The 23,888-nt window shown below is 69.9% G+C and carries 20 protein-coding genes; 7 read left to right on the forward strand and 13 right to left on the reverse strand.

Annotation, left to right across the window (positions count from 1 at the left end; genetic code table 11):
- The first annotated feature begins 151 nt into the window (after window positions 1-151).
- The gene (locus FB473_RS13905) at window positions 152-1,678 is read left to right on the forward strand and encodes a glycosyltransferase 87 family protein (RefSeq protein ID WP_167169892.1); all 1,527 of its coding nucleotides are present in this window, start codon (window positions 152-154) and stop codon (window positions 1,676-1,678) included.
- On the forward strand, window positions 1,675-2,772 hold the full coding sequence (locus FB473_RS13910; RefSeq protein WP_167169895.1) for a glycosyltransferase family protein: 1,098 nt from the start codon (window positions 1,675-1,677) through the stop codon (window positions 2,770-2,772). Before FB473_RS13905 ends, FB473_RS13910 begins: the two co-directional genes overlap by 4 nt.
- On the opposite strand, the gene FB473_RS13915 is transcribed toward FB473_RS13910, so the two are convergent.
- Together FB473_RS13915 and FB473_RS13920 are read right to left on the reverse strand one after the other, a co-directional pair.
- Complete coding sequence (locus FB473_RS13915) at window positions 2,723-3,604, reverse strand: carbohydrate kinase family protein (protein ID WP_167169899.1); 882 nt, start codon at window positions 3,602-3,604, stop codon at window positions 2,723-2,725. The two genes, FB473_RS13910 and FB473_RS13915, sit on opposite strands and share 50 nt — an antisense overlap.
- A 10-nt stretch (window positions 3,605-3,614) precedes the next feature.
- Window positions 3,615-4,232, reverse strand: a complete 618-nt coding sequence (locus FB473_RS13920) for a TetR/AcrR family transcriptional regulator (RefSeq protein WP_167169902.1) — start codon at window positions 4,230-4,232, stop codon at window positions 3,615-3,617.
- A gap of 23 nt (window positions 4,233-4,255) precedes the next feature.
- Between FB473_RS13920 and FB473_RS13925 the strand changes: the two genes are divergently transcribed.
- Window positions 4,256-5,515, forward strand: a complete 1,260-nt coding sequence (locus tag FB473_RS13925; protein ID WP_167169905.1) for an alpha-amylase family protein — start codon at window positions 4,256-4,258, stop codon at window positions 5,513-5,515.
- Here FB473_RS13925 and FB473_RS13930 read toward each other — a convergent pair.
- Window positions 5,472-6,665, reverse strand: a complete 1,194-nt coding sequence (locus tag FB473_RS13930) for a glycerate kinase (protein ID WP_167169908.1) — start codon at window positions 6,663-6,665, stop codon at window positions 5,472-5,474. The two genes, FB473_RS13925 and FB473_RS13930, sit on opposite strands and share 44 nt — an antisense overlap.
- A 23-nt stretch (window positions 6,666-6,688) precedes the next feature.
- Window positions 6,689-6,964, reverse strand: coding sequence for an early set domain-containing protein (locus FB473_RS13935; RefSeq protein ID WP_167169911.1), 276 nt, complete (start codon window positions 6,962-6,964; stop codon window positions 6,689-6,691).
- Window positions 6,965-7,180: 216 nt separating this feature from the next.
- Between FB473_RS13935 and FB473_RS13940 the strand changes: the two genes are divergently transcribed.
- Window positions 7,181-7,402 (forward strand): Nif11-like leader peptide family natural product precursor, encoded by a 222-nt coding sequence (locus FB473_RS13940; protein ID WP_167169915.1) that lies wholly within the window; start codon window positions 7,181-7,183, stop codon window positions 7,400-7,402.
- A 15-nt stretch (window positions 7,403-7,417) separates the two neighbouring features.
- Here FB473_RS13940 and FB473_RS13945 read toward each other — a convergent pair whose 3' ends face one another.
- The 4 genes from FB473_RS13945 to FB473_RS13960 all read right to left on the reverse strand — a co-directional run bounded on the left by FB473_RS13945 (window position 7,418) and on the right by FB473_RS13960 (window position 14,020).
- Window positions 7,418-8,602 (reverse strand): ATP-binding protein, encoded by a 1,185-nt coding sequence (locus FB473_RS13945; RefSeq protein ID WP_167169919.1) that lies wholly within the window; start codon window positions 8,600-8,602, stop codon window positions 7,418-7,420.
- An 87-nt stretch (window positions 8,603-8,689) separates the two neighbouring features.
- Window positions 8,690-10,921, reverse strand: a complete 2,232-nt coding sequence (locus FB473_RS13950) for a 6-phosphofructokinase (protein WP_167169922.1) — start codon at window positions 10,919-10,921, stop codon at window positions 8,690-8,692.
- Between the two features lie 100 nt (window positions 10,922-11,021).
- Window positions 11,022-12,098: a branched-chain amino acid aminotransferase gene (locus tag FB473_RS13955; RefSeq protein ID WP_167169927.1), complete on the reverse strand. Its 1,077-nt coding sequence runs from the start codon at window positions 12,096-12,098 to the stop codon at window positions 11,022-11,024.
- 512 nt (window positions 12,099-12,610) lie between these two features.
- Window positions 12,611-14,020 (reverse strand): NAD(P)H-quinone dehydrogenase, encoded by a 1,410-nt coding sequence (locus FB473_RS13960; protein WP_167169930.1) that lies wholly within the window; start codon window positions 14,018-14,020, stop codon window positions 12,611-12,613.
- Window positions 14,021-14,078: 58 nt separating this feature from the next.
- Here FB473_RS13960 and FB473_RS13965 point away from each other — a divergent pair, with 58 nt between their 5' ends.
- The gene (locus FB473_RS13965) at window positions 14,079-14,474 is read left to right on the forward strand and encodes an NUDIX domain-containing protein (RefSeq protein ID WP_208390809.1); all 396 of its coding nucleotides are present in this window, start codon (window positions 14,079-14,081) and stop codon (window positions 14,472-14,474) included.
- A gap of 3 nt (window positions 14,475-14,477) precedes the next feature.
- On the opposite strand, the gene FB473_RS13970 is transcribed toward FB473_RS13965, so the two are convergent.
- The 5 genes from FB473_RS13970 to FB473_RS13990 all read right to left on the reverse strand — a co-directional run bounded on the left by FB473_RS13970 (window position 14,478) and on the right by FB473_RS13990 (window position 21,791).
- Window positions 14,478-16,514 (reverse strand): NAD(+) synthase, encoded by a 2,037-nt coding sequence (locus FB473_RS13970; protein ID WP_167169936.1) that lies wholly within the window; start codon window positions 16,512-16,514, stop codon window positions 14,478-14,480.
- Window positions 16,515-16,680: 166 nt separating this feature from the next.
- Window positions 16,681-17,553 (reverse strand): D-hexose-6-phosphate mutarotase, encoded by an 873-nt coding sequence (locus tag FB473_RS13975; RefSeq protein WP_167169939.1) that lies wholly within the window; start codon window positions 17,551-17,553, stop codon window positions 16,681-16,683.
- 51 nt (window positions 17,554-17,604) lie between these two features.
- Entirely contained in the window at window positions 17,605-19,320 is a 1,716-nt protein-coding gene (locus tag FB473_RS13980; protein ID WP_167169942.1) for an IlvD/Edd family dehydratase, read from the reverse strand.
- Window positions 19,321-19,454: 134 nt separating this feature from the next.
- Entirely contained in the window at window positions 19,455-21,029 is a 1,575-nt protein-coding gene (locus FB473_RS13985; RefSeq protein ID WP_167169945.1) for a CoA-transferase, read from the reverse strand.
- 99 nt (window positions 21,030-21,128) lie between these two features.
- Window positions 21,129-21,791, reverse strand: coding sequence for a hypothetical protein (locus tag FB473_RS13990; RefSeq protein WP_167169948.1), 663 nt, complete (start codon window positions 21,789-21,791; stop codon window positions 21,129-21,131).
- Window positions 21,792-21,877: 86 nt separating this feature from the next.
- On the opposite strand from FB473_RS13990, the gene FB473_RS13995 reads away from it, so the two are divergent.
- Together FB473_RS13995 and FB473_RS14000 are read left to right on the forward strand one after the other, a co-directional pair.
- Window positions 21,878-23,113 carry a glycosyltransferase gene (locus FB473_RS13995; RefSeq protein ID WP_341770145.1) on the forward strand — a complete coding sequence of 412 codons (1,236 nt, stop codon included), beginning with the start codon at window positions 21,878-21,880 and terminating at the stop codon, window positions 23,111-23,113.
- Window positions 23,110-23,883 (forward strand): PIG-L family deacetylase, encoded by a 774-nt coding sequence (locus FB473_RS14000; RefSeq protein ID WP_167169951.1) that lies wholly within the window; start codon window positions 23,110-23,112, stop codon window positions 23,881-23,883. Before FB473_RS13995 ends, FB473_RS14000 begins: the two co-directional genes overlap by 4 nt.
- Window positions 23,884-23,888: the final 5 nt, after the last annotated feature.

The raw sequence follows: 23,888 nt of genomic DNA on the forward strand, positions 1-23,888 counted from the left end.
GGCTAGGCAGCGTTTCGACAAGCTCAACGGGCGTTTCGACGGGCTCAACGGTCGTTTCGACAGGCTCGACAGCGTTTCGACAAGCTCAACGGGCATCGGTCAGCCTCAGGTTCGCTGACCGCGTCCCAGCTTGGTGCGGCACAATGGCGAGGTGAGTGAACCAGCCGAGCTGACGCTACGTGTGGGTGGCCCTGTCGGACGATACGCCCGGCGCGTGAGTCTCTGGTTCGACCCCGCCACCTGGTCGTTCGTGGCCGCGTCGGTGACTTGGCTGATCGTGATGGTCCGGCAGGTGCCGTGCCGCCCGCTGCCGGGCGACTACTTCCCCAACCCGTTCCTACGGTTGTGCTACACCGACATCTCGACCCTCTACCTGGGCCGCGACATCAGCCTGGGCGCCGGCTTCTACACCGACGTCCCGCTGGAATATCCCGTACTCATCGGCTACTTCATGGGCATCGCCAGGGCGATCACGTCCCTTTTCGCCGTGGTGGGTGCGAATGCCACCTTCGACGAGCAGGTGGCGGCGTCCCAGATCTTCTTCCAGATGTGTGCGATCGGACTGTTCGTCTGCTTCCTGGTCACCGTGCTGGCCCACCTGCGCATGGCACGGAACTCGCCCACAAGCCCTTACGGCGGGCCCGCGCGGGCGTGGGACGTGCTGCTCATCGCCGCGTCCCCCACGGTGATGGCAGCCGGGCTCATCAACTGGGATCTGCTGGCGGTGATGCTGACATCGGTGGGCCTGCTCCTGTGGGCGCGCGGGCGGCCTGCGATGGCGGGCGCGCTGCTGGGGCTGGCCTTCGCGGCGAAGTTCTATCCGATACTGGTCCTCATCGCCATCACCGTGCTGTGCGTGCGCTCCGACAAGATGAAGGCGATCGTCCAGCTGTGGTCGGGGGCGCTGATCGCCTGGCTGGTCGTCAACCTGCCCGTCATGCTGATCGCCCCCGATGGCTGGATGGTGTTCTGGACGAAGAACGCCGACCGCGGTGCCGATCTCGGCTCGGTCTGGTACGTGCTGTCGCTCCTGGGCATCCAGGTGCCGGCACTGTCGGCCGTGGCGTTCGTGTGCATGGCGATCTGCGGCATCGCCGTCGTCCGGCTCGTGCTCAAGGCCCCCCGGCGGCCTCGTCTCGGCCAAGTGGCGCTGCTGCTGCTCGTGGCCTTCCTCGTGTTCAACAAGGTGTACTCACCCCAGTACGTGCTGTGGCTGCTTCCGTTCGTGGTGCTGGCGCGTCCGAAGCTGTTCGACGTCGCGGTGTGGACGGGCGCCGAACTCGTCTACTTCGTGTGCATCTGGGGTTTCCTCGAGGGGATCCTCGGGCCCGGCAGCGGGACGGACTGGGTGTACATGGCCTCGGTGCTGCTGCGGGTGTTCGTCCAGGCCTGGTTCGCGATGCGGGTCGTGGACGACATCATGCACCCGTGGGCCGATCCGATACGCCAGCCGCTGGTGGACGACCCGATCGGGGGCGTCCTCGATCACAGCGTGGACGCCCGGTGGCTTCTCGCCCTGGGCTCGCGTCCACGCCATGCGCCGACCGAGCCCGAGGACTTCGCCGAGCCCGACGATTTCCCCGAGTCACACGATCTCCCCGAGTCGCACGATCTCGCCGAGCTACAGGGTCTTCCCGAGCCGCAGGGCCTGGGCAAGCTCCGGGACGTGGACGAGTGAGCGCCACCGCGACCCGGGACGCGCGCCCGGTGGTCGTCGCCTGGCTGGTCACCCGCGCGCTCCTGCTCGCCGTTGCCTGGTGGATCACGAGGACGACGGGGACCACGTTCACCCAGGTGCTGTCCAACTGGGACGTCCAGCACTACCTGACGATCGCCCAGAGCGGTTACCGCGATCCGCTCGACGTCGCGTTCTTCCCCGGCCTGCCGATGGTCATGCGTGCGATCGACCTCGTCGGGGTGCCGATGGTGATCGGTGCGACGGTTCTGGCGCAGATCGGGTCAGGGCTGGCTGCCTGGGCGATCCACCGCATGTACGGCCCGGGAGCCGCCGTGGTGTGGTTGCTGTTGCCCATGACGGTCTTCACCGCCGTGCCCTACACCGAGCCTTTGTTCTGTGCGGCCGCCTTCTGGGCGTGGGAGCGGGCGCAGGCCCGCAGCTGGGGGCCGGCGATCGCGCTGGCGTGCGTGGCGTGCTCGTTGCGCATCTCGGGGCTGTTCCTCGTGTTCTCCCTCGGTGTGCTCGTGCTCACGCAGGCCGGGCGCAGCTTCCGCCGGCGGCTCGTCGACTGCCTGTGGCTGGTCTTCCCCATGGCTGTGCTGGGGGCGTACGTGTTCTTCCTCCACTCCCTGTCGGGCCGCTGGGACACCTGGTACACCGCGCAGGGTTCGGGCTGGCAACGTCACCTGTCCTGGCCCTGGGACGCGTTCTCGGCCACGTGGCCGCTGACCGCCGACTCCGCGTGGCCGGGGCGTGCCGAGGTGCCGATCATGTTCCGCTTCGAGATCGCGTCCGTGGTGATCGGCTACCTCGGCACCCTGGCGCTCGCGTTCCGGCGACGATGGGGTGAGGCCGGCTGGGTGGGGTCGAACGTGGTGGCGCTGAGTTCGTCCGCCTGGTTCATGTCGGTCAACCGTGCCGTGCTGCTCTGGTTCCCGCTGTGCCCGTTCATCGCGTCGGCGGCGCAGTGGCGTCCGCACAACCCGGGTGCGAGGGCTGCCTACCGGGTCGGCCTCGGTCTGCTGCTGGCCGCCGACCTGTTCGTCATGGCGTGGTGGGCGTGGTGCTTCGGGACGGGGCGCTGGGCGTCCTGACGGGGTGCCAGGCGAGCACGCCGCGTCCGGTGACCGATCGGGACGCCAGGTCGATCGCCTGCCGCAGCGCCTCGACGAAGCCGAGCCCCTCGGCGAGGTGGGCGGCCAGCGCACCGTGCAGCACGTCGCCGGCCCCGGTGGTGTCCACTGCCTTCACATCGGGCACGGGCAGTTCGCCGGGCCTCTCCGCCACGGCGTAGACCACGGGCTGGGCGCCGTGGGTGCGGGCGAGCCGGGGGATGCCGTAGCCGGCCAGATCGTCCAGGGCCTGCTCGGGGCTGTGCCCGGGCAGGGCGAAGTCGGCCGAGACGACGGCGACGTCCAGGCTGGGGAGCAGCATCTGCAGCCCGGGCTTCCACGACCCGCCGTCCAGCAGGTGGATGGGGGACGCCGAGAGCGCGGCCAGTGCCGTCGAGGCGTCGACCAGGTGGCCGTCGTGCAGGACGACGTCGGCGTCCCGCACGATCTCGGACGACGGCAGCGTCTGTTGCGTCAGGCCGGTCGCGTTGCGGGAAACGACGGCGCGTGCCCCGTCGGGGGTGACCAGCACCGTGGACACCGGCACCTGGTGGTCGGCCGGCGCGACGTCGACGATCTCGATCCCGTCCAGGCGGTTGCGAGCGAGGTCCGCGAGGTCGGAGCCCCCCAGCGCGGTCACGAGGCGGACCTGGCATCCCAACGCCGCGGCGACGCGGGCCGCGTTGGCCGCCGGGCCACCGACGTCCACCCGTAGACCGTGCGCGACGATCTTCGCGTTGGCCCTGGGTAGCTCGACGACCTGCTGGACGACGTCGATCGTGGTCAACCCGACACAGACGACTAGGGGTGCCATGGCCCCCATGCTAGGTGCCGCGACGGCGCAGCGCACCGAAGAGCGCATCCGAGGCGGTCTCGACGAGAGCGCGCCGGTCCTGATCGGGGCAGCCCCGTGCCACCCAGGCGAGACAGGCAGCGTCCAGGAAGCCGAGGAAGCCGAGGAGCGCGTAGTCGTCCCGCCCCGCGGTCTCCTCGGGCAGGTGGAGGAGCGAGCGCAGCCCGGAGGCTGCCTCCTCCCGCATCCGCCGCCGCGCGACGACAGCCGGTGAGGGGTCGTTGCCGGGCAGGAGGAACGGCTCCGGTGGGTCGTCCCGCTCGCCGCTGAGGTGGTCGAGCAGCACCTCGATGCGGACGCGGATGCGGTCGCGCGCATCCGCGGAGGCCGGGAGCGCGTCCGTCGCGGCGTCCTGCTCCCGCCCGAGGCGAGCCATGGACGCGCCGATGACCTCGACGTACAGGTCTGCCTTCGAGTCGAAGTAGTGGTAGACGAGGGCCTCGGACGTGCCCGCCTGATCGGCGACGGCCGTCACGGCGACCTTCTCATAGGAGTCGTGGGCGAACAACAGCCGCGCGGCCTCGACAATGGCCGACCGGCGCGCGTCGGGGTCGAGGCGGGTGCGCCTGCGGCGATCGATGCGGGCCATGGCCACAGCGTAGGCTCACGGGCATGACTCCACCGGCATGGACCGACGACGCCATCTGGTACACCGTCTATCCGCTCGGCTTCGTCGGGGCGCCGATCCGCGATGTCGCCCCCCCGGGGAATGGTGGCGCCCCTGTCGTCGTGCATCGGCTGGATCGCCTGATCGCCTGGCTCGACCATCTCGTCGCGCTGGGCTGCAACGGGCTGCTGCTCGGGCCGATCTTCTCGTCGGTGAGCCACGGCTACGACACCCTCGACCACTACGCGATCGACCCCAGGCTGGGCGACGACGCCGACTTCGACCGGCTCGTCGAGCAGTGCCGTGCCCGTGGTGTGCGGCTGGTGCTCGACGGCGTGTTCAACCATGTCAGCGACCGGCATCCCGCCCTGGCACGCGCCTTGGCGGATCCGGGCTCGCCGGAAGCCGGCTGGTTCCACATCGACTACGACGCCCAGCCGCCCACCTGGCGCGACTTCGAGGGCCACAGCGATCTGGTGCGGCTCAACCACGCCAATCCGGAGGTCGTCGACTTCGTGGCGGACGTGATGCGCCACTGGCTGCGCCGCGGCATCGACGGCTGGCGGCTCGATGCCGCCTACTCCGTCGATCCCGGGTTCTGGGCCGACGTGCTGCCGCGGGTGCGCGACGAGTTCCCCGAGGCGCTCTTCGTCGGCGAGGTGATCCACACCCACGAGGACCGGCTCGCCGCGTCCACGATCGAGTCGATCACCGCCTATGAGCTGTGGAAGGCCACGTGGGGCTCGATCCGCGACCGCAACATGTTCGAGCTCAACTGGACCCTCGGCCGCCACGATCATCTGCTCGACATCGATCGTCCCCTGACGTTCGTCGGCAACCACGACGTCACCCGCATCGCCACGCAGGTGGGCCCGGCCGGCTCGGTGCTGGCGCTGGTCGTCATGGCGACGGTCGGTGGTATGCCGTCGATCTACTACGGCGATGAGGGCGGCACGACCGGCACCAAGTACGACCGGCTCGGCGGGGACGACGAGGTGCGCCCCGAGATGCCTGCGAGCCCCGGCCAGTGGCGGCCGCCCGAGCCCTGGCTCGTCCCCCTTCATCAGGAGTTGCTCGGGCTCCGTCGGCGGAACCCCTGGCTCGTGGACGCGCGTGTGGCGATCACCACCCTGGAGAATCAGCGGATCGTCTACCGTTCGTCGTCCCAGGACTCGTGGCTGGACGTCGAACTGGACGTCCGCGGCGGCCACCGCGCGACCGTCACCGGGCCCGAGGGGGAGCTGTTCCGGTACGAGCAGGCCTGAGCGACAGTTCCTCCGCCAGGACGCCCAGCGCGCCCGTCACCGCGAGGCGCAGGTTCTCCGGCCCCCGGCGCAGGGCGTCGTCCAGCGGCATGCCGGACGGGGTGATCTGCACGAGGGTGACGTCGCCGGGCAGGAGGCCGGCATCGATGCCGACGCGCCCGGCGAAGACGAGCACAGGCACCCCAGCCTTCGAGGCGTGCTCGCACAGACGGTGAATCGCCTTGCCATGGCAGGTCTGGGCGTCCACAGAGCCTTCGCCGGTGAGCAACAGCCCGGCATCGCGCAGGTGCTCGTCCAGCCCGGCGAGTTCGGCCACCAGCTCCAGGCCCGGACGCAGACGCCCGCCGAGGAACAGCTGGAGCGCCCATCCGATGCCGCCCGCGGCGCCCGCCCCCGGCCACTGCGCGACCAGGGTGGCGTCCCGCCCGCCGGGCGCTGCCGACCGGCAGACCTCGACGAGGTGGGCGAGGATGCGGTCGAGTTCGGCCACCTGCTCGTCGTCGGCCCCCTTCTGCGGCCCGTACACGGCGCTGGCCCCCTGCGGCCCGAGCAGCGGGTTGGTGACGTCGCTGGCCACCTCAACCTCGACGTCGGCCAGCCTCGGGTCGATACCGGACGCGTCCACCTCTGCGAGCCCGCGCAGCCCGTCGGGTGTCGGCTCGATGTCCTGCCCGTCGGCGTCGAAGAACCGGACGCCCAGGGCAGCGAGCATGCCCGCGCCGGCCTCGTTGGTGGAACTGCCGCCGATGCCTATCACCAGGCGCTTCGCCCCGGTGTCGAGCGCCGCGCCGATCAGTTCGCCCAGCCCGCGGGAGCTGTAGGCTATCACGTGGCGCTGGCCTGCGGGGACGAGTTCCAGACCGCTGGTGGACGCGACGTCCAGCAACGCGACTCGTCCGTCGGCGGTGTCGACGAGCCCGAAGGCGGTGTCGTGCGGGCGTCCTTCCTGGTCGTGTGTCCTGGTGGGGACGATCCGGGCGTCGAGCGCCGAGGAGACCGCCTCCGTGAAGCCCTCGCCGCCGTCGGCGATGGGCAGTTCGACCGTCCGGGCGTCCGGCAGGCACGCTCGCGCGGCCCTCGCCATGATGGACGCCGCCTCCGGTGCGGTCATCGAACCCTTGAACGAATCGGGGGCGCAGATGATGCGCATGTGGACCCTCCTTGGTCACATGGTCATACGAACAGCATGCCGCCTTCGGTGTCGATGCGGTCGGCGTCCTGATCATCGAACCAGACGCCTTGGGCACCCAGATAGCGGAAGCGCAATGTGGTACCGGCGTGGGTCGTGACGGTCGTCTGGAGCGAGCCATCCGGACGACGCCTCATCGGGTTTCGATAGGGCTGCCAGTCGTTGAAGCTGCCGACGACGCTGACAGGGGCGTTCGGGTGGTCCGCCGGTAGGACGAAGGTCACCGCCACGCCCCCGTCACGGGGCTGTCTGCGGATCACGTCTCGACCTCCGATGGCCTGCTGTGTTTGGATTCTCAACCTAGTCGATGCGGGCAGGCGGCTCGCCGGATCAGTCAAACACGCAGGGATCGGCTGGTGTGGGGCGGCACCGGTCTCGTCCCGGACCTGTAACAAGGCTGAAAAAGTCGACAGTTAGCCTGCTCACACATGCTCGGCCGCAGATCGGCCACGTTCCACCACAGAAGGAGACCCCCCATGTCCAAGGCCGAGGTTGAACGCCTGCTCACCGCTGGCGGCTCGGACAAGACCATCAGGTTGAAGTACGACTTCATCGACGGGATGGAGGATTTCACGGCGGCCGCGGCCGAGGACGGGTACGAGTTCAGCGTGCCCGAGCTGAAGCAGGTGCTGGCGGAGTCGGGTGACTCGTTCGAGGTGATGGGCAACCCCCGCCGGCGCGAGATCTGGTGGTTCTGAGCCGTATCGCGCCAGTCAGGCGGCCTGCGAACGCAGATACCGCCCGAAGTGCGGCACGGTGAACGCCACCAGTCCCCGCTCGGACGAATAGACGAGCCCCTTCTTGAGCAGGGCGTCCCGGGCGGGTGACAGCGATTGCGGGGTCCGGCCCAGATGCTCGGCCACCGCGCTGGTCGCCACCCCGGCGCTCGGGTCCTCGGGATCGGCGAGTTCCGCCATCGCCCGCAGGTACTCGCGTTCGGCCGGGGTGGCTCGTTCGTAGCGGCTCCCGAAGAAGCCCACCGCCAGTTCGGCCTCGGCCTCGGGTGTCGCGACCGCCACGTCGTCCGCGGTGATAGGGCTTGTCGGGGCGAGGTCCCAGGCCACCTTGCCGTAGGCCTGGATGAAGTACGGGTAGCCCCCGGTCGCTCGGTACATCGCGTCGAGCGCCTCGGTGGTGTAACCGGCATCCTCCTCCTCGGCGGGCGCCCGGAGCGCGTGATCGGCCGCCGAGCGGTCGAGCCGGTCGATGCGCTGGTAGCTGAACAGGCGTTCCGAATAGCTCTTGGCGGCCGAGAGCACCGTGGGCAGGTGCGGCAGGCCCGCACCCACGACGATGAGCGGCAGGCGTTGCTGACTGATCTCGTGGGCGGCGGCGCACAGGGCCGAGACGTCGGCCGCGTTGAGATCCTGCATCTCGTCGATGAAGATCCCGACACCGACGCCCTTGTCGGCGGCGAGCCCGCCGACGTCGGTGAACAACTCGACCAGGTCGATCTCGATGTCGCCGGAGTCCGCGCGTCCGGGAGTGGGCGGCACCTGGATGCCGGGGTTCCAGCGTTCGGCGAGCCTGGCTCTCGGGCCGGCGTCCCGCTCGATGAACGACCGGATGGTGCCCAGGACGATCGTCGCGTCCGGATGCGACAGCTCACGCACCGCGGTGTGCAGCGCGGCCCCGAGGGGACGCCGGATGCCCTGCTCCGGCCGGGCCTCGAACTTGCCCGTCCCCCAGCCGGCGCGCACGGCCTGCGAGCGCAGGGCGTTGAGCAGGACGGTCTTGCCCACCCCGCGCAGACCGGTCAGGATGACGGACCGTTCGGGCCGTTCGCGTGCCACTCGTTCGAGGACGACGTCGAAGCCACGCAGCTGTTCGTCGCGCCCGGCGAGCTCCGGCGGACGCTGCCCCGCCCCGGGGGCGTAGGGGTTGCGAATGGGGTCCATGCAAGGACTCTATTCGGCTCTCTAGGGAAAACCTCAGAGGCGCGCATAGAAGGCGATCGAAGTTGCCTATCGCTCCCCGGCCGACGCTCAGGCGCCCGGTTCCTCGGCCACGGCCCGCACCACGGGTCGCAACTGCATCCACCACTGCTGCTTGGGACGACGCCGTCGGGTGCTCACATGGTCGAGCATGTGCCCCATCGGCGAGGTGACGATCTGCGCCTGCTGCAACCCGACGTACCAGCTGTTGTCGGAGCCCGCGCGCAGTTCCTCGTCCAGCTGGCCGAGCGCCCGGCTCACCATGCGCGTGGCGAGCAACCGGTCGGACGGGGTGGGCTCGCCGCCTTGCTGAATGTGGCCGATGATGCTCGTCCGGACGTCGTAGTCGCCGTTGCTGGCTCCCTCGAGCAGCTGCCCGATGAACTCCGTGGTGTACGACTCGGACGCCTTCTCGTTGCGCACCGCGAGGAAGAGGCGGCGGCCCTTCTCGAAACTGCCGCGCAGCCACTCCACGTCGGCGGCGAGATCGCCCAGCGCCACGCCTTCCTCGTTGAGGTAGATCCGCTCGGCGCCGCCGGCCAGGCCGCTCATGAGGGCCAGGAACCCGCAGTAGCGGCCCATGGTCTCGACGACGAAACAGCGGGTGGTTGCCGCACCGCTCATCTTGACCATGTCGATGGCCGACACGTTGACGTTCAGCGCGGTGTCCGAGCCGATGGACAGCTCGGTGCCGGGCAGGTTGTTGTCGATGGACGCGGGCACCGCCACGATCGGGATCTGGAAGGCCGGATACCGGTCGCGTTCGGTGTGCATGAGGTACGCGGCCTGGTAGGCGTTCCAGCCGCCGATCACCATGAGGCCGTCGATCGCGTGATCCTCCATGGCGCGGCTGATCTTGTACAGGTCCTCCATCGCGGGCACGGCCCGGCGAAGCCCCAGCTCCGCGCCTCCCGTGCCCGTCCAGCCCTCGACGTCGTCCCAACCGAGTTCGGTGACGTTGCCCTTCCGGAGGCCGGCGAAGCCGTTCATGACGCCCAGCATGTGGTAGCCGCGTGAGACGCCGAGCCTGACCGCGGCGCGGGCCGCGTTGTTCATACCCGGGGCCAGGCCGCCGGCGTGGACGATGGCGATGCGCTTGCCCTCCGCCGGTGCGGTGAACGACGCCGGGTGCGAGAGCTCGGAGAAGGTGGTGACCAACTCGGTGAACGACGGGCCACGGGCCTGCATCGCCGCGCTGTAGTCACCCGAGCGGATCAGCTCGGGGACGCGCTGGGTGTCCTTGACGGCCCTCATCAGCGGAATCCGGACGACACCGTTGCCGAGGATGCCGATGACCTTCGCCTCGGCGTCCGGCGAGGCGGTGAGCACCTCGTCCACCGCCTCGTAGCCGAGCCAGGTCGATGCCCATCGGTCGTAGGCGCTGGGGGTACCACCGCGCTGTACGTGGCCCAGGATGGTGACGCGCGTGTCCTCGCCGAGCCGCTCCTCGATGACGCCGCGTACGTAATCGCTGGAGATCCGGTTGCCCTGCTGGTCGGTCGCGCCCTCCGCCAGGACCACGATGGAGTCCCGGCGGCCGCGCGCACGCCCGGCGCGCAGCGTGGCGCACATCTCGTCCTCCCACCCCTCGGTGGGCGGCAGTTCGGGAATGAGGACGTAGTCACAGCCGCCCGCGATCGCCGCGGCCAGGGCGAGGTAGCCGCAATGGCGGCCCATCACCTCGAGGACGAAGCTGCGCTGGTGGCTCGCCGCGGTGCTGGAGATGGCGTCGATGGCTTCCAGGATGCGATGCAGGGCGGTGTCCGCGCCGATGGTCGAGTCGACCCCGACGAGGTCGTTGTCAATCGAGCCGACGAGCCCCGCGATGATCAGGCGTTCGTGCGCCGCGACGAGCCCGGCGTCCACCTGACCCGACGCGACCAGCTCGGCCAGCAGGCCGGGCCACTCCTGACGGAAGGTGTCGAGTCCCGTGAGGCTCCCGTCGCCGCCGATGACGACGAGCCGGTCGATGCCCCGCTCGAGCAGGTTGCGGGCCGCCTTGAGCCGACCCTCGCGTGTGCGGAACTCCTTGCTGCGGAAGGTACCGATCACGGTGCCGCCGCGGCCGAGGATGCCGGCCACGTCGTCCCATTCGAACCGGCGGATGCCCTCGCCGCCGTCGATCATGCCCTGGTAGCCCTCGAAGATCGCGTAGACCTCGGCTCCACGGCTGATCGCGGTGCGCACGACGGCACGGACGGCTGCATTCATTCCCTGCGCGTCGCCGCCGCTGGTGAGGACGCCGATGCGGATGGGGGATTCGAGGCTGGGGTCGTTGGTCATCGTGTCCAATCGTGACTGGCCGGCGCCTTCCGGCGCCACCCGGGCCGGCGACGGTTGCCGCAAGTTGCCCTTGTGCGGGTGATGGCGTCCATTCGCAGCATCACGCGACCGGGCGGAGCCACCCGAACGCGTCGGGCAGGGTTCCGAACTGAATGCCGGTCAGGTGCGAGCGAAGCTCGAGGGTCCGTGGTCCCGGCGTGCCGTCGCCGATCGTCAGTTCGAAATCGGGCGACTTGAGCCCGACGACGGGGCTGATCACCGCGGCGGTACCGCAGGCGAGGGCCTCGGTGATGTGCCCGGACCTGATGCCGTCGAGCAACTCGGTCAGCTCCAGGGGCCGCTCCACCGGGGTCAGCCCGTGCGAGGAAGCGAGCTGGAGCAGCGAGTCACGCGTGATCCCGGCCAGGATGGTGCCGGTCAGCGCAGGGGTGAGGAGCTCGTCGTCGGCGGTGACGACGAAGAAGTTCATCGTCCCGCCCTCCTCGACCAGGGTCCTGGTCGCCGAGTCGAGCCACAGCACCTGGCCGCAGCCCTGCGCGTGGGCCTCGACCTCGGCGGCCATGGCGGACGCGTAGTTGCCGCCGCACTTGGCCATGCCGGTGCCGCCCACCATCGACCGGCTGAAGTTCGGGGTGACCCACAGGGTCAGCGGATCGGCGTAGTACGGGCCGGCGGGGCTGGCGAGGCACATGTAGGTGTGCTCCTGCGCGGTGCGCACGCCGATCAGGGTCTCGGAGCCGAACATGAACGGACGCACGTACAGGCTCTGCTCGCCCTGCCCCGCGGGCACCCAGTCCTTGTTGAGCGAGACGACCTGGTGGACGCTGTCGAGGAAGTCGTCGACCGGGAGCTGGGGCATGGCCATGCGCTCGGCGGAACTGGCGAAGCGCCGGGCGTTGAGCTCGGGGCGGAACAGCCACACCGAGCCGTCGGGGTGACGGTATGCCTTGAGTCCCTCGAAGATCTCCTGGCCGTAGTGCAGCGCGGCCAGCCCGGGATGCATCGGGATCGGGCCGGCGCCGATCAGTCGCCGGCCGTGCCAGCCCTCATCGGGGTTCCATACCGCGCGCGCGATGTGGTCGACGAAGTAGCGTCCGAACCCCGGATCGGCCAGGGCCGTTGCGATCTGGTCGGGGGACGTGCGGACGACATCGGAGTCGACGGTGAACTGCGCCATGGAAGGAAGACTAGTTCGCCCGCCCGGCGCGCTGATCGCGGTCTCGGGTGCTGACGAGTCGCGGGTGGCGCAGGCACGGTCATGGTGCCCTCGACCGGGTATGAACTACCTTGTCAGACCGCCGAAGATTTTCTTTCGAAAGACCCTTGACACCCGTGGCGTGACAGGGTTATAAATATCGAACCGAGATTCCTTCGGGAACTCGGGACCGAGATGGAAACGACAGTCGAGTCCCCTTTCCCGGCAGCGATCGAAGCGATTCGAGACGGCTGGTCGAGAATGAGGGGCCGCCCGAAGGACGGGGTCGGCGACCGATCGTCCATAGCGGTGATTGCAGGAAGGTCCGACCTGGAATCAGTGAGGCCCGAGCCAACCCATACTTGGCTCGGGCCTCACACGTTTGATTCTCGATGGCGCGGTTGCCGTCGTGATGACGACACGCCGGGCGCCGTCGAAGACGATAACAGGTACCTGGCCCTCACCCAAATCGTGCGCGCCCGCGTCCCGGCTGCTCAGTGCTCCAGCAGCCCGCCGACGGTGTGAAGCCGTCGTCCAGCCTCGGCTATCGAGCCGCTCAACGACGGGTACACGGTGAACGCCTGTGCGGCCTGGTCGACGGTGAGCCTGGCCGACACACACAGCGACAGGGCGTAGATGAGTTCGCTCGCCCCCGGCGCCACGACGACCCCGCCGACGATGATGCCGGTGGCCGGAAGGCAGAACAGCTTGACGAAGCCGTGTTGGTTGCCCTGCATCTTCGCCCGTGCGTTGCCGCGCAGTTCGAGCACGACCGAGCGCACGGCGATCTGCTCGGCGTCCACCTGTCTCTGCGTCACGCCGACCGTGGCGATCTCGGGCGAGGTGAACACGTTGGAGGCCACCGAGGTCAGATCGAGCGGCGTCACGGAGTCGCCGAGCGCGTGCCACATGGCGATGCGGCCCTGCATGGCGGCGACCGACGCCAGCGGGAACACGCCGGTGCAGTCGCCGGCCGCGTAAATGCCGGGGACGCTCGTCCGCGAGACGCCGTCGACCTCGATGTGCCCGGACGGTTTGAGGGTCACCCCGCACGACTCGAGCCCGATGTCCCGGGTGTTGGGGATCGACCCGACGGCCATCAGCACGTGACTGCCGTGCACCTCGCTGCCGTCGGCCAGGCCCACCACGACCCCGTCGCCCTCCCGGCGGGCGGACACGGCGCGGGCCCCCGACCGGATGGCCATGCCCGACGCCTCGAACACCTCCTGCAGGACGCGGGCCGCGTCCGGGTCCTCGCCGGGCAGTACCTGGGCCCGCGAGGAGACCAGCGTCACCCCGACGCCCAGACGGTTGTAGGCGCTGGCGAACTCGGCGCCCGTCACGCCCGAACCGACGACGATGAGATGGCTGGGCGGGGTGGACAGGCCGTACAACTGGGTCCAGTTGAGGATGCGCTGCCCGTCCGGGGTCGCGTCCGGCAGTTCGCGCGGCCGCGTCCCCGTGGCGATCAGCACGATGTCGGCCGGCAGCCGGCGTTCGCCGTCGGGGGTCTCGACGACGACGGCGTGCGGATCCTCCAGCCGCCCGTTGCCGTGGACGATCTCGACGCCCTCGGACGCGAGCCTCGCCTCGATGTCGCGGCTCTGGGCGGCAGCCAGATCGAGAAGGCGCCGGTTGACCGCGGCGAGGTCGACGCGGATCGCGTCCGCGGGATGACCGAGCGCGGAGTCGACGGGACGCAGGCCGAGGGCGGCGCTGTCGCGCAGGCGTGTCATGGCGTCCGAGGTCGCGATGAGTGATTTCGACGGGACGACATCGGTGAGTACGGCCGAGCCTCCGAGCCCGCGAGGATCGATCAGGGCGACCCGGCCGCCCAGCTGGGACGCCACCAGCGCCGCCTCGTAGCCGCCGGGCCCGCCACCGAGGATCACCACACTTGTCATGGGCCTATTGTCTCAGGTCGCCCGACCTCGCCCGACCACGCGAGGCGATACTGAAGAGGTGCCTAACCCGATCCTGTCCGCCAGCGTCGTGATCATCGACCAGGAGCGCATCCTGCTCGTCCAGCGTGGCCACGAGCCCTCGAAGGGGCTGTGGAGCGTGCCCGGGGGACGCGTCGAGGCCGGTGAGACCCTTCAGGAGGCCGCCGCCAGGGAGGCCCTCGAAGAGACCGGGCTGGTCGTCCGCGTGGGCGAGCAGCTGTGGGAGCTCGTCCTGAACGCGGGGGCCGCGTCCTTCGAACTGCACGACTTCCGTGCGACACCGGTGGGCGGCACGCTGCGAGCCGGGGACGACGCCGCCGATGTCCGCTGGGTCCGGCTGGACCAACTGGGTCTGCTTCCCGTGACGCCCGAACTCGTCGAGTGGCTCGCGCGGGTGGGGCTGCTGCCCAGCTGAGGCCTACTCGTCCGGGACGCCGGCCAGGTCGGCCAGCCACAGGCGCGAGGACGCGTCCGACGGCATCCGCCAGTCACCGCGGGGCGACAACGCGCCGCCCGCGACCACCTTGGGCCCGTTCGGCAGCGCCGAGCGCTTGAACTGGTTGGCGTAGAAGCGGCGCCCGAACATGGTCAGCCACTTCTTGATCGTCGCCAGGTCGTAGCCCACCCGCTCGTCGGCGGGGTATCCCTCGGGCCAGGAGCCGGCCTGTGCGTCCGCCCACGCGTGCTCGGCGAGGAAGGCGATCCTGGTGGGACGCAGGCCGTGGCGCAGCGTCCAGTACAGGGCGAAGTCGTGCAGGTTGTAGGGGCCGATGGTGTCCTGCGTGCTCTGCACCTTGCCGTCGGCGCCCTGCGGCACCAGTTCGGGGGTGATTTCGGTGCCGAGGATCGACGCGAGCACGGTGTTGACGTGGTCGTCGAACGTTCCCGTGCTGATCACCCAGCGGATCAGGTGCTGGATCAGCGTCTTCGGGACGCCCGCGTTGACCCCGTAGTGGCTCATCTGGTCGCCGACGCCGTAGGTGCACCAGCCCAGGGCCAACTCCGACAGGTCGCCGGTGCCCAGCACGATGCCGCCGCGCTGGTTGGCCAGCCGGAACAGGTAGTCGGTGCGCAGGCCCGCCTGCACGTTCTCGTAGGTGACGTCGTAGTCGTCGAGCGCGTGGTCCATCGCGGTGAGCATCTGCTCGGCCGCCGGGCGGATGTCGAGGGTCTCGAACGTACAGCCCAGCGCCGTGGCCAGGGCGGTCGCGTTGTCGCGGGTGTGGTCGGAGGTGGCGAAGCCCGGCAGCGTGAAAGCCAGGATGTCGGAGCGGGGACGCCCGAGCTCGTCCATCGCCCGGGCGGCGACGAGCAGGGCGTGGGTCGAGTCGAGGCCTCCCGAGACCCCGATGACCACCTTCGGGTGCCCGATCGCGCTGAGCCGCTGCTTCAGCCCGAACACCTGGATGCTGTAGCCCTCGTAGCAGTCCTGGGCGAGCCGCGCGGGATCGTCCGGGACGAACGGGAACCGGTCGACGTGGCGCATCAGCCCGATGTCGGTGTGCGGCGGGTCGAGGACGAAACCGATCGTCCGGAACTGGTTGATGCGGTCGGCGAAATGCCGGGCGTTGTCGTCGAAGCTGCCCTGGCGCATGCGTTCTTGGCGCAGGAGGTCGAGGTCGACGTCGGCGATGCTGTGGGTCCGCTCCAGCGGGAAGCGCTCGCTCTCGGCGAGCAGGGCACCGAACTCGTGTACCGAGGTCTGCCCGTCCCACGACAGATCGGTGGACGATTCACCCGGCCCGGCGGCCGCGTAGAGGTACGCGGCCAGGTTCCGGCTCGACGCGCTCTGCGCGAGCAGGCGGCGGTCGTCGGCGCGTCCCACGGTGATGGGAGAACCGGAGATGTTGGCGATCACCGTCGCACCGGCCATGGCCGCCAGCGCGCTCGGCGGGATGGGCACCCACATGTCCTCGCAGATCTCGACGGCCAGGGTGAACCCCGGCACATCGGTGGCCTCGAACAACAGGTCGGGCCCGAACGGCAAGCCGTCGCCGCCTCGCACACCGGGGAGCCGGATCGTCCCGGTCTGGTCGGCGCCGTCGGCGTAGTGGCGCTTCTCGTAGAACTCCCGGTAGTTGGGCAGGTAGCTCTTGGGGACGACGCCCAGCACGTGGCCGCGGCTGATCACCACCGCGCAGTTGAACAGGCGTGACCCGCGGCGCAGCGGCGCGCCGACCACGATCACCGGCAGGAGATCGGACGACGCCTCGCGCACGGTCTCGATCGCCGTGAGCGTCGCGTCGAGGACGACGTCGCCGAGCACGAGGTCGTCGATCGCGTAGCCCGACAGGCACAGCTCCGGGAAGACCGCCAGGCCGACCCCGCGAGCGTCCAGTTCACGGACGTGTTCGACGATGGTCGCCGCGTTGCCGGGCGGGTCGGCGATCGCCGTGCGGCTGGTGCACGCGGCCACCCGGACGAAACCCTGGTCGTAGATCGAGCGGAAGTTCACGTGTCCGATTTTTTCACACCACCGAGGCGGTGGTCCCTTCGACAGGCTCAGGGGGCCCTTCGACAGGCTCAGGGGTCGCAGGCGGGGTCCCTTCGACAGGCTCAGGGGGCCTTCGAGAAGCGGACCCCTGAGCCTGTCGAAGGGTAACGACCGCGCCGCCGAGGCGTCACAGAATGCTGATCGTCTGGCTCATGAGGTGACGCTGCCCCGGGGCCAGTGTGATCGACTGCTCACGGGAGTTGACCGTCTCGACGCACAGCATGCCGGGCCACTCGTCGTCGCCGAAGTCGGTCATCGTCCGGGACTTGTCCACCCACGGGTTCCAGACCACGGTCTGTGCCGATCCGACCTTCTCGATCTGGATGGTGCGGCCCCAGGCCTCGTCCACGATCCGGGTGTTGGAGGCCGACTCGTAGATGCGGTCGGTCTCGGCCGTGATCGTCACCAGCCCCTCCTGCGTGGCGCAGGAGCCGGTGACCTTGTCGAAGTACGCCTCCCCCTCGAGACCCTCCACATGCGTGTGACGCACGTCACCGACGGCGAAGTAGGTGTGCAGGCCCTCCTCGAAGGCCAGCTCCTCGTCGCCGGCGACCACCACGAGCTGCTGCAGCAGCGTCTCGCCCAGCGACACGTGCATCTCCAGCCCGTAGTCGTGGGTGAACGAGTCGGCCACCGCGTCGGTGACCTGTGGCCCGTCGAGCCCGAACCTCAGGGTGGCGGTGCCCTTCGGGCTGACCGCCGCGCTGATCAGATGCCAGGTGGCCAGGCGGGCGAACCCGTGGGCGGGAACCCGGTCTCCTTCCGGGCCCCCGCCGAACCACGGGAACACGAGGGGCACGCCACCGCGAACGGCTCGTCCCGGCTGATAGTCCGATGAGCCGCTCATCCACAAGACGGGCTTGTGGCCGGCGGGAGTCCATTCCGCGACATGCGCCCCATTGAGGTAGACAACGCCGGTCGCCGCAGCGGTTTCGACCCTGAAACCCGGCAGCGGGCCCTCAATCGGCACTATGCCCTCAGGCAGTGCTTCTTCCGTCATGAGACCCAAACCTACGACGTTCCAGGAGGTTGTCACCAGCCGGGGCCGCACTCAGTGCGATTCCCGCCCGACGGCCGAGCCGGACGACCCCACGAGGAAGTCGAGATCGGCCCCGGTGTCGGCCTGGGTCACGTGGTCGATGTAGAGCCGCTCGTAGCCGCGTGCGGGCCGGGCGAAGGTCGCCTCGGTCTCGGGAAGCACCTCGCGGGCGTTGAGGTCGTCGTCGGGCATGTCGACGTAGAGACGGCGTCCGGGCACGTCGAGGACGATGTAGTCGCCGTTGCGCACCTTGCCGAGCGGACCACCGGCAGCGGCCTCGGGAGACACGTGCAGCACGACCGTGCCGTACGCGGTGCCCGACATACGGCCGTCGCACACGCGGACCATGTCGCGCACGCCCTTTTCGAGCAGCTTGGTGGGCAGAGGTGTGTTCGACACCTCGGGCATGCCCGGGTAGCCCTTGGGGCCGGCGCCGCGCAGGACGATGATGCAGGTCTCGTCGATGTCGAGGTCGGGGTCGTCGATGCGGGCGTGCAGGTCCTCGATGTTCTCGAAGACGACGGCGCGTCCGCGGTGCTGCAGGAGCTCGGGGGACGCGGCCGCGGGCTTGATGATCGCGCCGGTCGGGGCCAGGTTGCCGTGCAGCACGGCGATGCCCGCCTCCTTCTGGACGGGGTTGTCGCGAGTGTGGATGACGTCGGTGTCGAAGATCTCGGCGCCGTCGAGGTGGGCCGACAGGGGCTTGCCGCTGACGGTGATGGCCTCGTCCGACAGCAGGTCGCGCACCTGGTTGAGTGCGGCGAGCAGGCCGCCCGCCCGGAAGAGGTCCTCCATGAGGTAGGTGCCCGCGGGCTGCAGGTTGGCGAGCAGGGGCAGGTGCGAACCGTGCTCGTCGAAGTCGGTGAGCTTCAGGTCGGCACCGACGCGCCCGGCGATGGCGAGCAGGTGGGGCACGGCGTTGGTGGAGCCGCCGACGGTCGCCAGCGCCACGATCGCGTTGAGGAAGGCCTCGCGCTTGAGGATGTCGGAGGGCTTCAGGTCCTCCTCCACCATCTCGACGATGCGCTGGCCGGTGGCGTGCGCGAACTTGAGCAGCCGGGCGTCGGGTGCGGGGACGCCGGCGCTGCCGGGCAGCGTCATGCCCAGTGCCTCGGCCATGATGCCCATGGTGGACGCGGTGCCCATGGTGTTGCAGTGGCCCGCCGAGCGGATCATCGCCTGCTGGGACGCCGCGAACTCCTCGTTGGTCACCTTGCCCGCGCGCGCCTCCTCCGACCAGCGCCACACATCGGTGCCGCAGCCGAGCGGGTGTCCACGGAAGGTGCCGGTGAGCATCGGGCCGCCGTTGAGCATGATCGCGGGCAGGTTGACACTGGCCGCGCCCATGATCAGCGAGGGGACGGTCTTGTCGCAGCCACCCAGCAGGACGACGCCGTCGATCGGGTTGGCCCGGATGAGCTCCTCGGCCGCCATCGCCGCCAGGTTGCGGAAGAGCATCGCGGTCGGACGCATCTGGGTCTCGCCGAGCGAGATGACCGGCATGTCGAGCGGGACGCCGCCGGCCGCCCAGATGCCCTGCTTCACCGCGGCGCTCACCTGGGTGAGGTGTGCGTTGCAGGGGGATATCTCGGAGGCGGTGTTACAGATCGCGATCATGGGCTTGCCGGTGAAGGCGTCGTCCGGCAGTCCCCGCCGCATCCATGCGGTGTGGATGTAGGTGTCCCGGCTCGTTCCTTCGTACCAGGCCGCTGTGCGTCGTGCGGGCATGCGTGAACTCCTTTGTCTCAGGTCCCGAGCCTCCAGCCTATAGGGCTTCACCGCTTCGTGAGTGGGGGGTTCGCGGTCTGGCTACCGCTTTCCGTCGCGATACGGCAATGGCTGCCAATCGGCTCCGAGCGTCCCTACAGCTCCAGGCCCATGGGCTCGTCACGGAAGATCCGGGCGTCCATGAGCTTGAGATCGTCGGCCACTGCGAGCGGGATCGCGGACCGGTCGAGCACGTCACGCTGCAGGTCGACCCCGGGAGCGATCTCGACGACGACCAGGCTGCCCTCGCGCAGTTCCAGGACGGCGCGCTCGGTGACGTAGACCACCTTCTGGCCCCGCTCGGCACCGACGCGTCCCGACCAGGTGATCTGGGCCACCTCGGGCACGAACTTCGGGATGTCGCCGTCGCTGCGGATCTCGATGCGGCCGTCGCCGATCACGAGGTCTTTCCTACCGGCCGTGAACTGCCCGCTGAACACCAGGTGCGCCGCATGTGCCGTGATGTCGGCGAAGCCGCCCACGCCCGCGGTCACGTGAGTGGCCGACGGCATGAGCGAGACGTTGACGTCGCCCGACGAGCTGACCTCCATGAAGCTCAGCAGCGCGATGTCGATGCCGCCGCCCTGCAACAAGGTGAACTGGTCGGGGGAGGGGACGATGGCGTCCGGGTTGTACGCGGCACCGAACGGCTTGCCGGTGACGGGGAAACCGCCGACGGCACCCTGCTCGATCACCCAGGTGACCGCGTCGCCGTGTCCCTCCTCCAGGAGGATGCGGGGCACGTTGGCGGAGATCCCGAACCCCAGGTTGGCGATGTCGTCCCGCGACAGCTCCATCGCGGCGCGCCGGGCGATCACCTTCTGGATGCCGAACTCGACGTGGTCGATCTCGTCGAGCGACATGGCCTGCTCGCCCGACAGGGCCGGGTCGTAGGTGATGCCCGCCACCTGCTTCTGGTCGGGGGCCACCACGATCGCGTCCACGAGCGCGCCGGGAACGTGCACGATGCGCGCCGGGCGGTGCTCCTCGCTCATGCGCTCGACCTGGGCGATGACGACCCCGCCGTTGTTGTGCGCGGCGTAGGCGGTGTCGAGGGTGCCGAGGACGGCGGCCTCGTGCTCGAAGGTCAGGTTGCCGTACGGGTCGGCGGTGGTCGCGCGGATGATCGCGACGTCGACCGGGATCGCGGGCAGGAACAGCCACTCGCGTCCGTCGACCTCCATGATGCGGACGAGGTCGGGGCTGACGTCGTTCATCTTGCCGCCCTCGACGCGGGGGTCGAGGAACGTGCCGATGCCGACGTCGCTCAGGACGCCCGGTTGCCTGGCTGCGGCCGCCCGCTGCATCTGGTACATGAGGCCCGAGGGGATCATGTAGGCCTCGATCTGGCCGGACTCCAGCATCTCGCGCACGGGGGGCTTGGCCATCTTCGACGGGCCGGCCGGGTAGGAGCCGCCGACGATGCGCTTCAGCAATCCGGGAGTGGCCAGGTGATTCGATCCCTGGATGCCGTCGGACATGTCGCCCGCGTTGATGCAGTGCAGCGACGTGATCCCGGCCGGATGGGCCTCGGCGTCGAAGCGCTGCCGGATGCCGGCGAGCACGGCGTCCGGGCATCCGATGGCGGACGATGCGGAGACCGAGATGGTGGCCCCGTCTGGGATGAGGGCGGCCGCTTCGACGGCGGTCAGGACTGGCGGACGACGCACGTGATGCTCCTTTGCGCTTGCTGCCGGCCCGCGCACGCGGCGGGCTGCGCGACCATCATGCCATGGCGTGAAAGCGCTTTCCAAGTGGGGCCGGGTCACTCATCCCGGCAGCAGCAGCTGACGTGCGGGGTGGATCGCGTAGTCGGCCATGTAGTCGAACACCCCGCGCAGCTCGACGCGGGCAGGGTCGTGGTAGTAGGGACGCTGCGCCGCCGGAAAGTCCTCCCAGGTGCCCGCGAAGTCGAACGCCCAGGTGAACATGTCCTGGGGCTCGTCGGCCACCGCGAACAGGCAGCGGAACCCGTAGCGCTCGCGCACGGGGACGATACGCCGCCAGACGGCCAGGAACTCGTCCCACGAGCCGGTGATCGAGTAGCGGCGCATGATCGCGATGCGATCGCCGGCGGACGCCGCGGTGGCGTGTGTGAGGCGCTCGACACGCACCGGGCGCACCCTGAGGTTGCGGAACACGTGCGGTGCCTTCAGTCCGGCCAGTTCGGCGGTGCGCGGATCGTCCCGTACGGCGCGCTCACCCGCCTGCGGGTCGGGGTGCGAGTAGAGCCAGGTGAGTTTGGGCTCGGCGTCGGTCTCCACGAAGGCCCGGTGCGAGGTGTAGCCGTGCTCGGCGCGGATCGCCAACTCGCGGGGCCACAACTCGTCCAGATAGGCGTCGAGATGGTGCGGTTTGACGGAGAAGCGGTGCAGGATCATCTGCTCGTCCGGGGGCTCGACCAGGGCCGGGGCGTCGTCCGATGTCGCCATGATCCCAGTGTCGCACCCGCCGGCCGGGATGCCTCGCGTCCGGTACCAGGTGTGCGCAGGGTGCGATCTGTGCTTGAGTTGGGCGGGTGATCAGCCCGGACGTCCCGGCGCCAAGCGCGCCGTTGCGCATCGTCATGGTGTCGCTGCACACCTCCCCGACAGCCTCGCCCGGCTCGGCCGACGCCGGGGGGATGAACGTCGTCGAGCTCAACTCCGCCGTGGCACTGGGGGCGGCCGGCCATCGCGTCGACCTGCTGACCCGCAAGGACGAGACCCACCTGCCCGAGGTCGTGGAGCTCGCGCCCGGCGTGCGCATGTTCAACCTGGACGCGGGCCCGGCCGTCTCCGTGGCCAAGAGCCGGCAGGAGGCGTTGATCGAGCCGTTCCGCGACGCGATGTCGCGCTGGTGGGACGCCCACGGCGCCGGAGCCGACGTCGTCCACTCGCATCACTGGTTCTCGGGGGTCGCGGCGATCCCCGTGGCGCGGCGGGTCGGCGTCCCGCACGTGCAGAGCTATCACTCGGTCGCCGCTCCGGAGGGCGCCGGGCTGGACGACGGGGAGGCACCCGAATCGCCCGGCAGGCGTCACGGGGAGCGGCTGGCCGCCACGCAGTCGGATCACATCGTCGCGGTGAGCCAGTACGAGGCGCGGACGATCATCCAGCGCTACGAACCCGCCGCCGACCGGCTCAGCGTCGTGCGTCCCGGCGTCGACCTCCGGCAGTTCCGGCCGTTGCGCCCGGGCGAGACCAACTGGGCGTGGCGCGGCAACTACGTGCTGTTCGCCGCCCGGCTGCAGCCCCTCAAGGCACCCGATCTGGCTTTGCGGACGCTGGCGGCGCTTCCGCGGGGTGATCGCCCGCGCCTGGTGGTGGCGGGCCAGACGTCGGTGGACTTCTCCTGGTACGCACGCGAGCTCCGGGAACTGGCTGCAGACCTCGGCATCACCGACGAGGTCCTCTACATCGGCTCGCAGGACCGCGACCAGCTCGCGACGATGATGCGGGGAGCCAGCCTGCTGCTGAACCCCAGCCACTCCGAGACGTTCGGGCTGGTCAACCTGGAGGCCTCCGCCAGCGGAGTGCCCGTCGTGGCCAGCCGCGCGGGTGGCATGCCGGAGTCTGTGGTCGACGGGGTGACAGGTGTGCTCATGGACTCGCGGGACCCGGCGAACTGGGCGCGGGCGGTGCACGCGTTCACCAGCGACACCGGCCACCGCATCTCCACCGGGCGAGCGGGGCGCGCTTTCGCCGAGACCCGGGGCTGGCCCGTCGTCGCGGGCGAACTCACCGACGTCTACCGAAAGGTGCTGGGACGATGACCGATCTGCTCGACCTGCTCTCCGCGGGCCGGGGAGGCACCGTGTGGCCGCTGTTCGTGCACGCGCATCCGGACGACGAGACCCTGCAGTCCGGCCTGCTCATCGCGTGGCTCGCCGCCCGCCAGGTGGCCTGCGACGTGGTGACCTGCACGCGCGGCGAGCAGGGCGAGGTGGTCGACGGTGTGCTGCCACCCACGATCACGCCCGACGACCTCGTGCGCGTGCGGATGCGCGAGCTCACCGGCGCCCTCGACAAGCTCGGGGTGGCCGGGCGGTTCATGCTCGGCACACCGCCGGCGCGAGCCGGGGGCCTGGAGGCCAGGCACTACCACGACTCGGGCATGCGCTGGGTCGCCCCCGGGCTGGCTGGGCCGGCCGATGTCGACGACCCGCTCGCGTTCACGGCCGCGCCCCTCGAGGAGGCGGTGGACGACCTGCTCGCCCTGATCGCCGAGACGCAGCCGTCGGTGCTCGTCGGCTACGACCGGCACGGCAGCTACGGGCATCCCGACCATCGGCGTGCGCATGAGGTGGCGGTGGCCGCGGCGCGTTCCTCCGGGGTGCCGATGATCGAGGTGGCGTCCGCCGAGGATGCCGAGGGCTTCGAGTGGTTCGACCTGTCCGCGCAGTTGCCCGTGGTGATCGACGCCCTGCGCTGTCACGCCACCCAGCTCACCGTTGTGGACGGGGATCACATCGTCCACGTGGGCGGGCAGCGCCAGGAACTGCCCCGGAAGGTGGGGTTGCGGCCGCTGGGGGACGAAAACTGAATCAG

This window comes from Brooklawnia cerclae, from assembly GCF_011758645.1.
Taxonomy (GTDB): domain Bacteria; phylum Actinomycetota; class Actinomycetes; order Propionibacteriales; family Propionibacteriaceae; genus Brooklawnia; species Brooklawnia cerclae.

What these genes read in the sequence shown, in the direction of transcription:
- FB473_RS13940 (WP_167169915.1), top strand. Translation starts at nt 7,181, where the DNA reads ATGTCCAAGGCCGAGGTTGAACGCCTGCTCACCGCTGGCGGCTCGGAC.
- FB473_RS13920 (WP_167169902.1), bottom strand. Translation starts at nt 4,232, where the DNA reads ATGGCCCGCATCGATCGCCGCAGGCGCACCCGCCTCGACCCCGACGCG.
- FB473_RS13915 (WP_167169899.1), bottom strand. Translation starts at nt 3,604, where the DNA reads ATGGCACCCCTAGTCGTCTGTGTCGGGTTGACCACGATCGACGTCGTC.
- FB473_RS13960 (WP_167169930.1), bottom strand. Translation starts at nt 14,020, where the DNA reads ATGACAAGTGTGGTGATCCTCGGTGGCGGGCCCGGCGGCTACGAGGCG.
- FB473_RS13925 (WP_167169905.1), top strand. Translation starts at nt 4,256, where the DNA reads ATGACTCCACCGGCATGGACCGACGACGCCATCTGGTACACCGTCTAT.
- FB473_RS13975 (WP_167169939.1), bottom strand. Translation starts at nt 17,553, where the DNA reads ATGACGGAAGAAGCACTGCCTGAGGGCATAGTGCCGATTGAGGGCCCG.
- FB473_RS13945 (WP_167169919.1), bottom strand. Translation starts at nt 8,602, where the DNA reads ATGGACCCCATTCGCAACCCCTACGCCCCCGGGGCGGGGCAGCGTCCG.
- FB473_RS13930 (WP_167169908.1), bottom strand. Translation starts at nt 6,665, where the DNA reads ATGCGCATCATCTGCGCCCCCGATTCGTTCAAGGGTTCGATGACCGCA.
- FB473_RS14000 (WP_167169951.1), top strand. Translation starts at nt 23,110, where the DNA reads ATGACCGATCTGCTCGACCTGCTCTCCGCGGGCCGGGGAGGCACCGTG.
- FB473_RS13980 (WP_167169942.1), bottom strand. Translation starts at nt 19,320, where the DNA reads ATGCCCGCACGACGCACAGCGGCCTGGTACGAAGGAACGAGCCGGGAC.
- FB473_RS13950 (WP_167169922.1), bottom strand. Translation starts at nt 10,921, where the DNA reads ATGACCAACGACCCCAGCCTCGAATCCCCCATCCGCATCGGCGTCCTC.
- FB473_RS13990 (WP_167169948.1), bottom strand. Translation starts at nt 21,791, where the DNA reads ATGGCGACATCGGACGACGCCCCGGCCCTGGTCGAGCCCCCGGACGAG.
- FB473_RS13955 (WP_167169927.1), bottom strand. Translation starts at nt 12,098, where the DNA reads ATGGCGCAGTTCACCGTCGACTCCGATGTCGTCCGCACGTCCCCCGAC.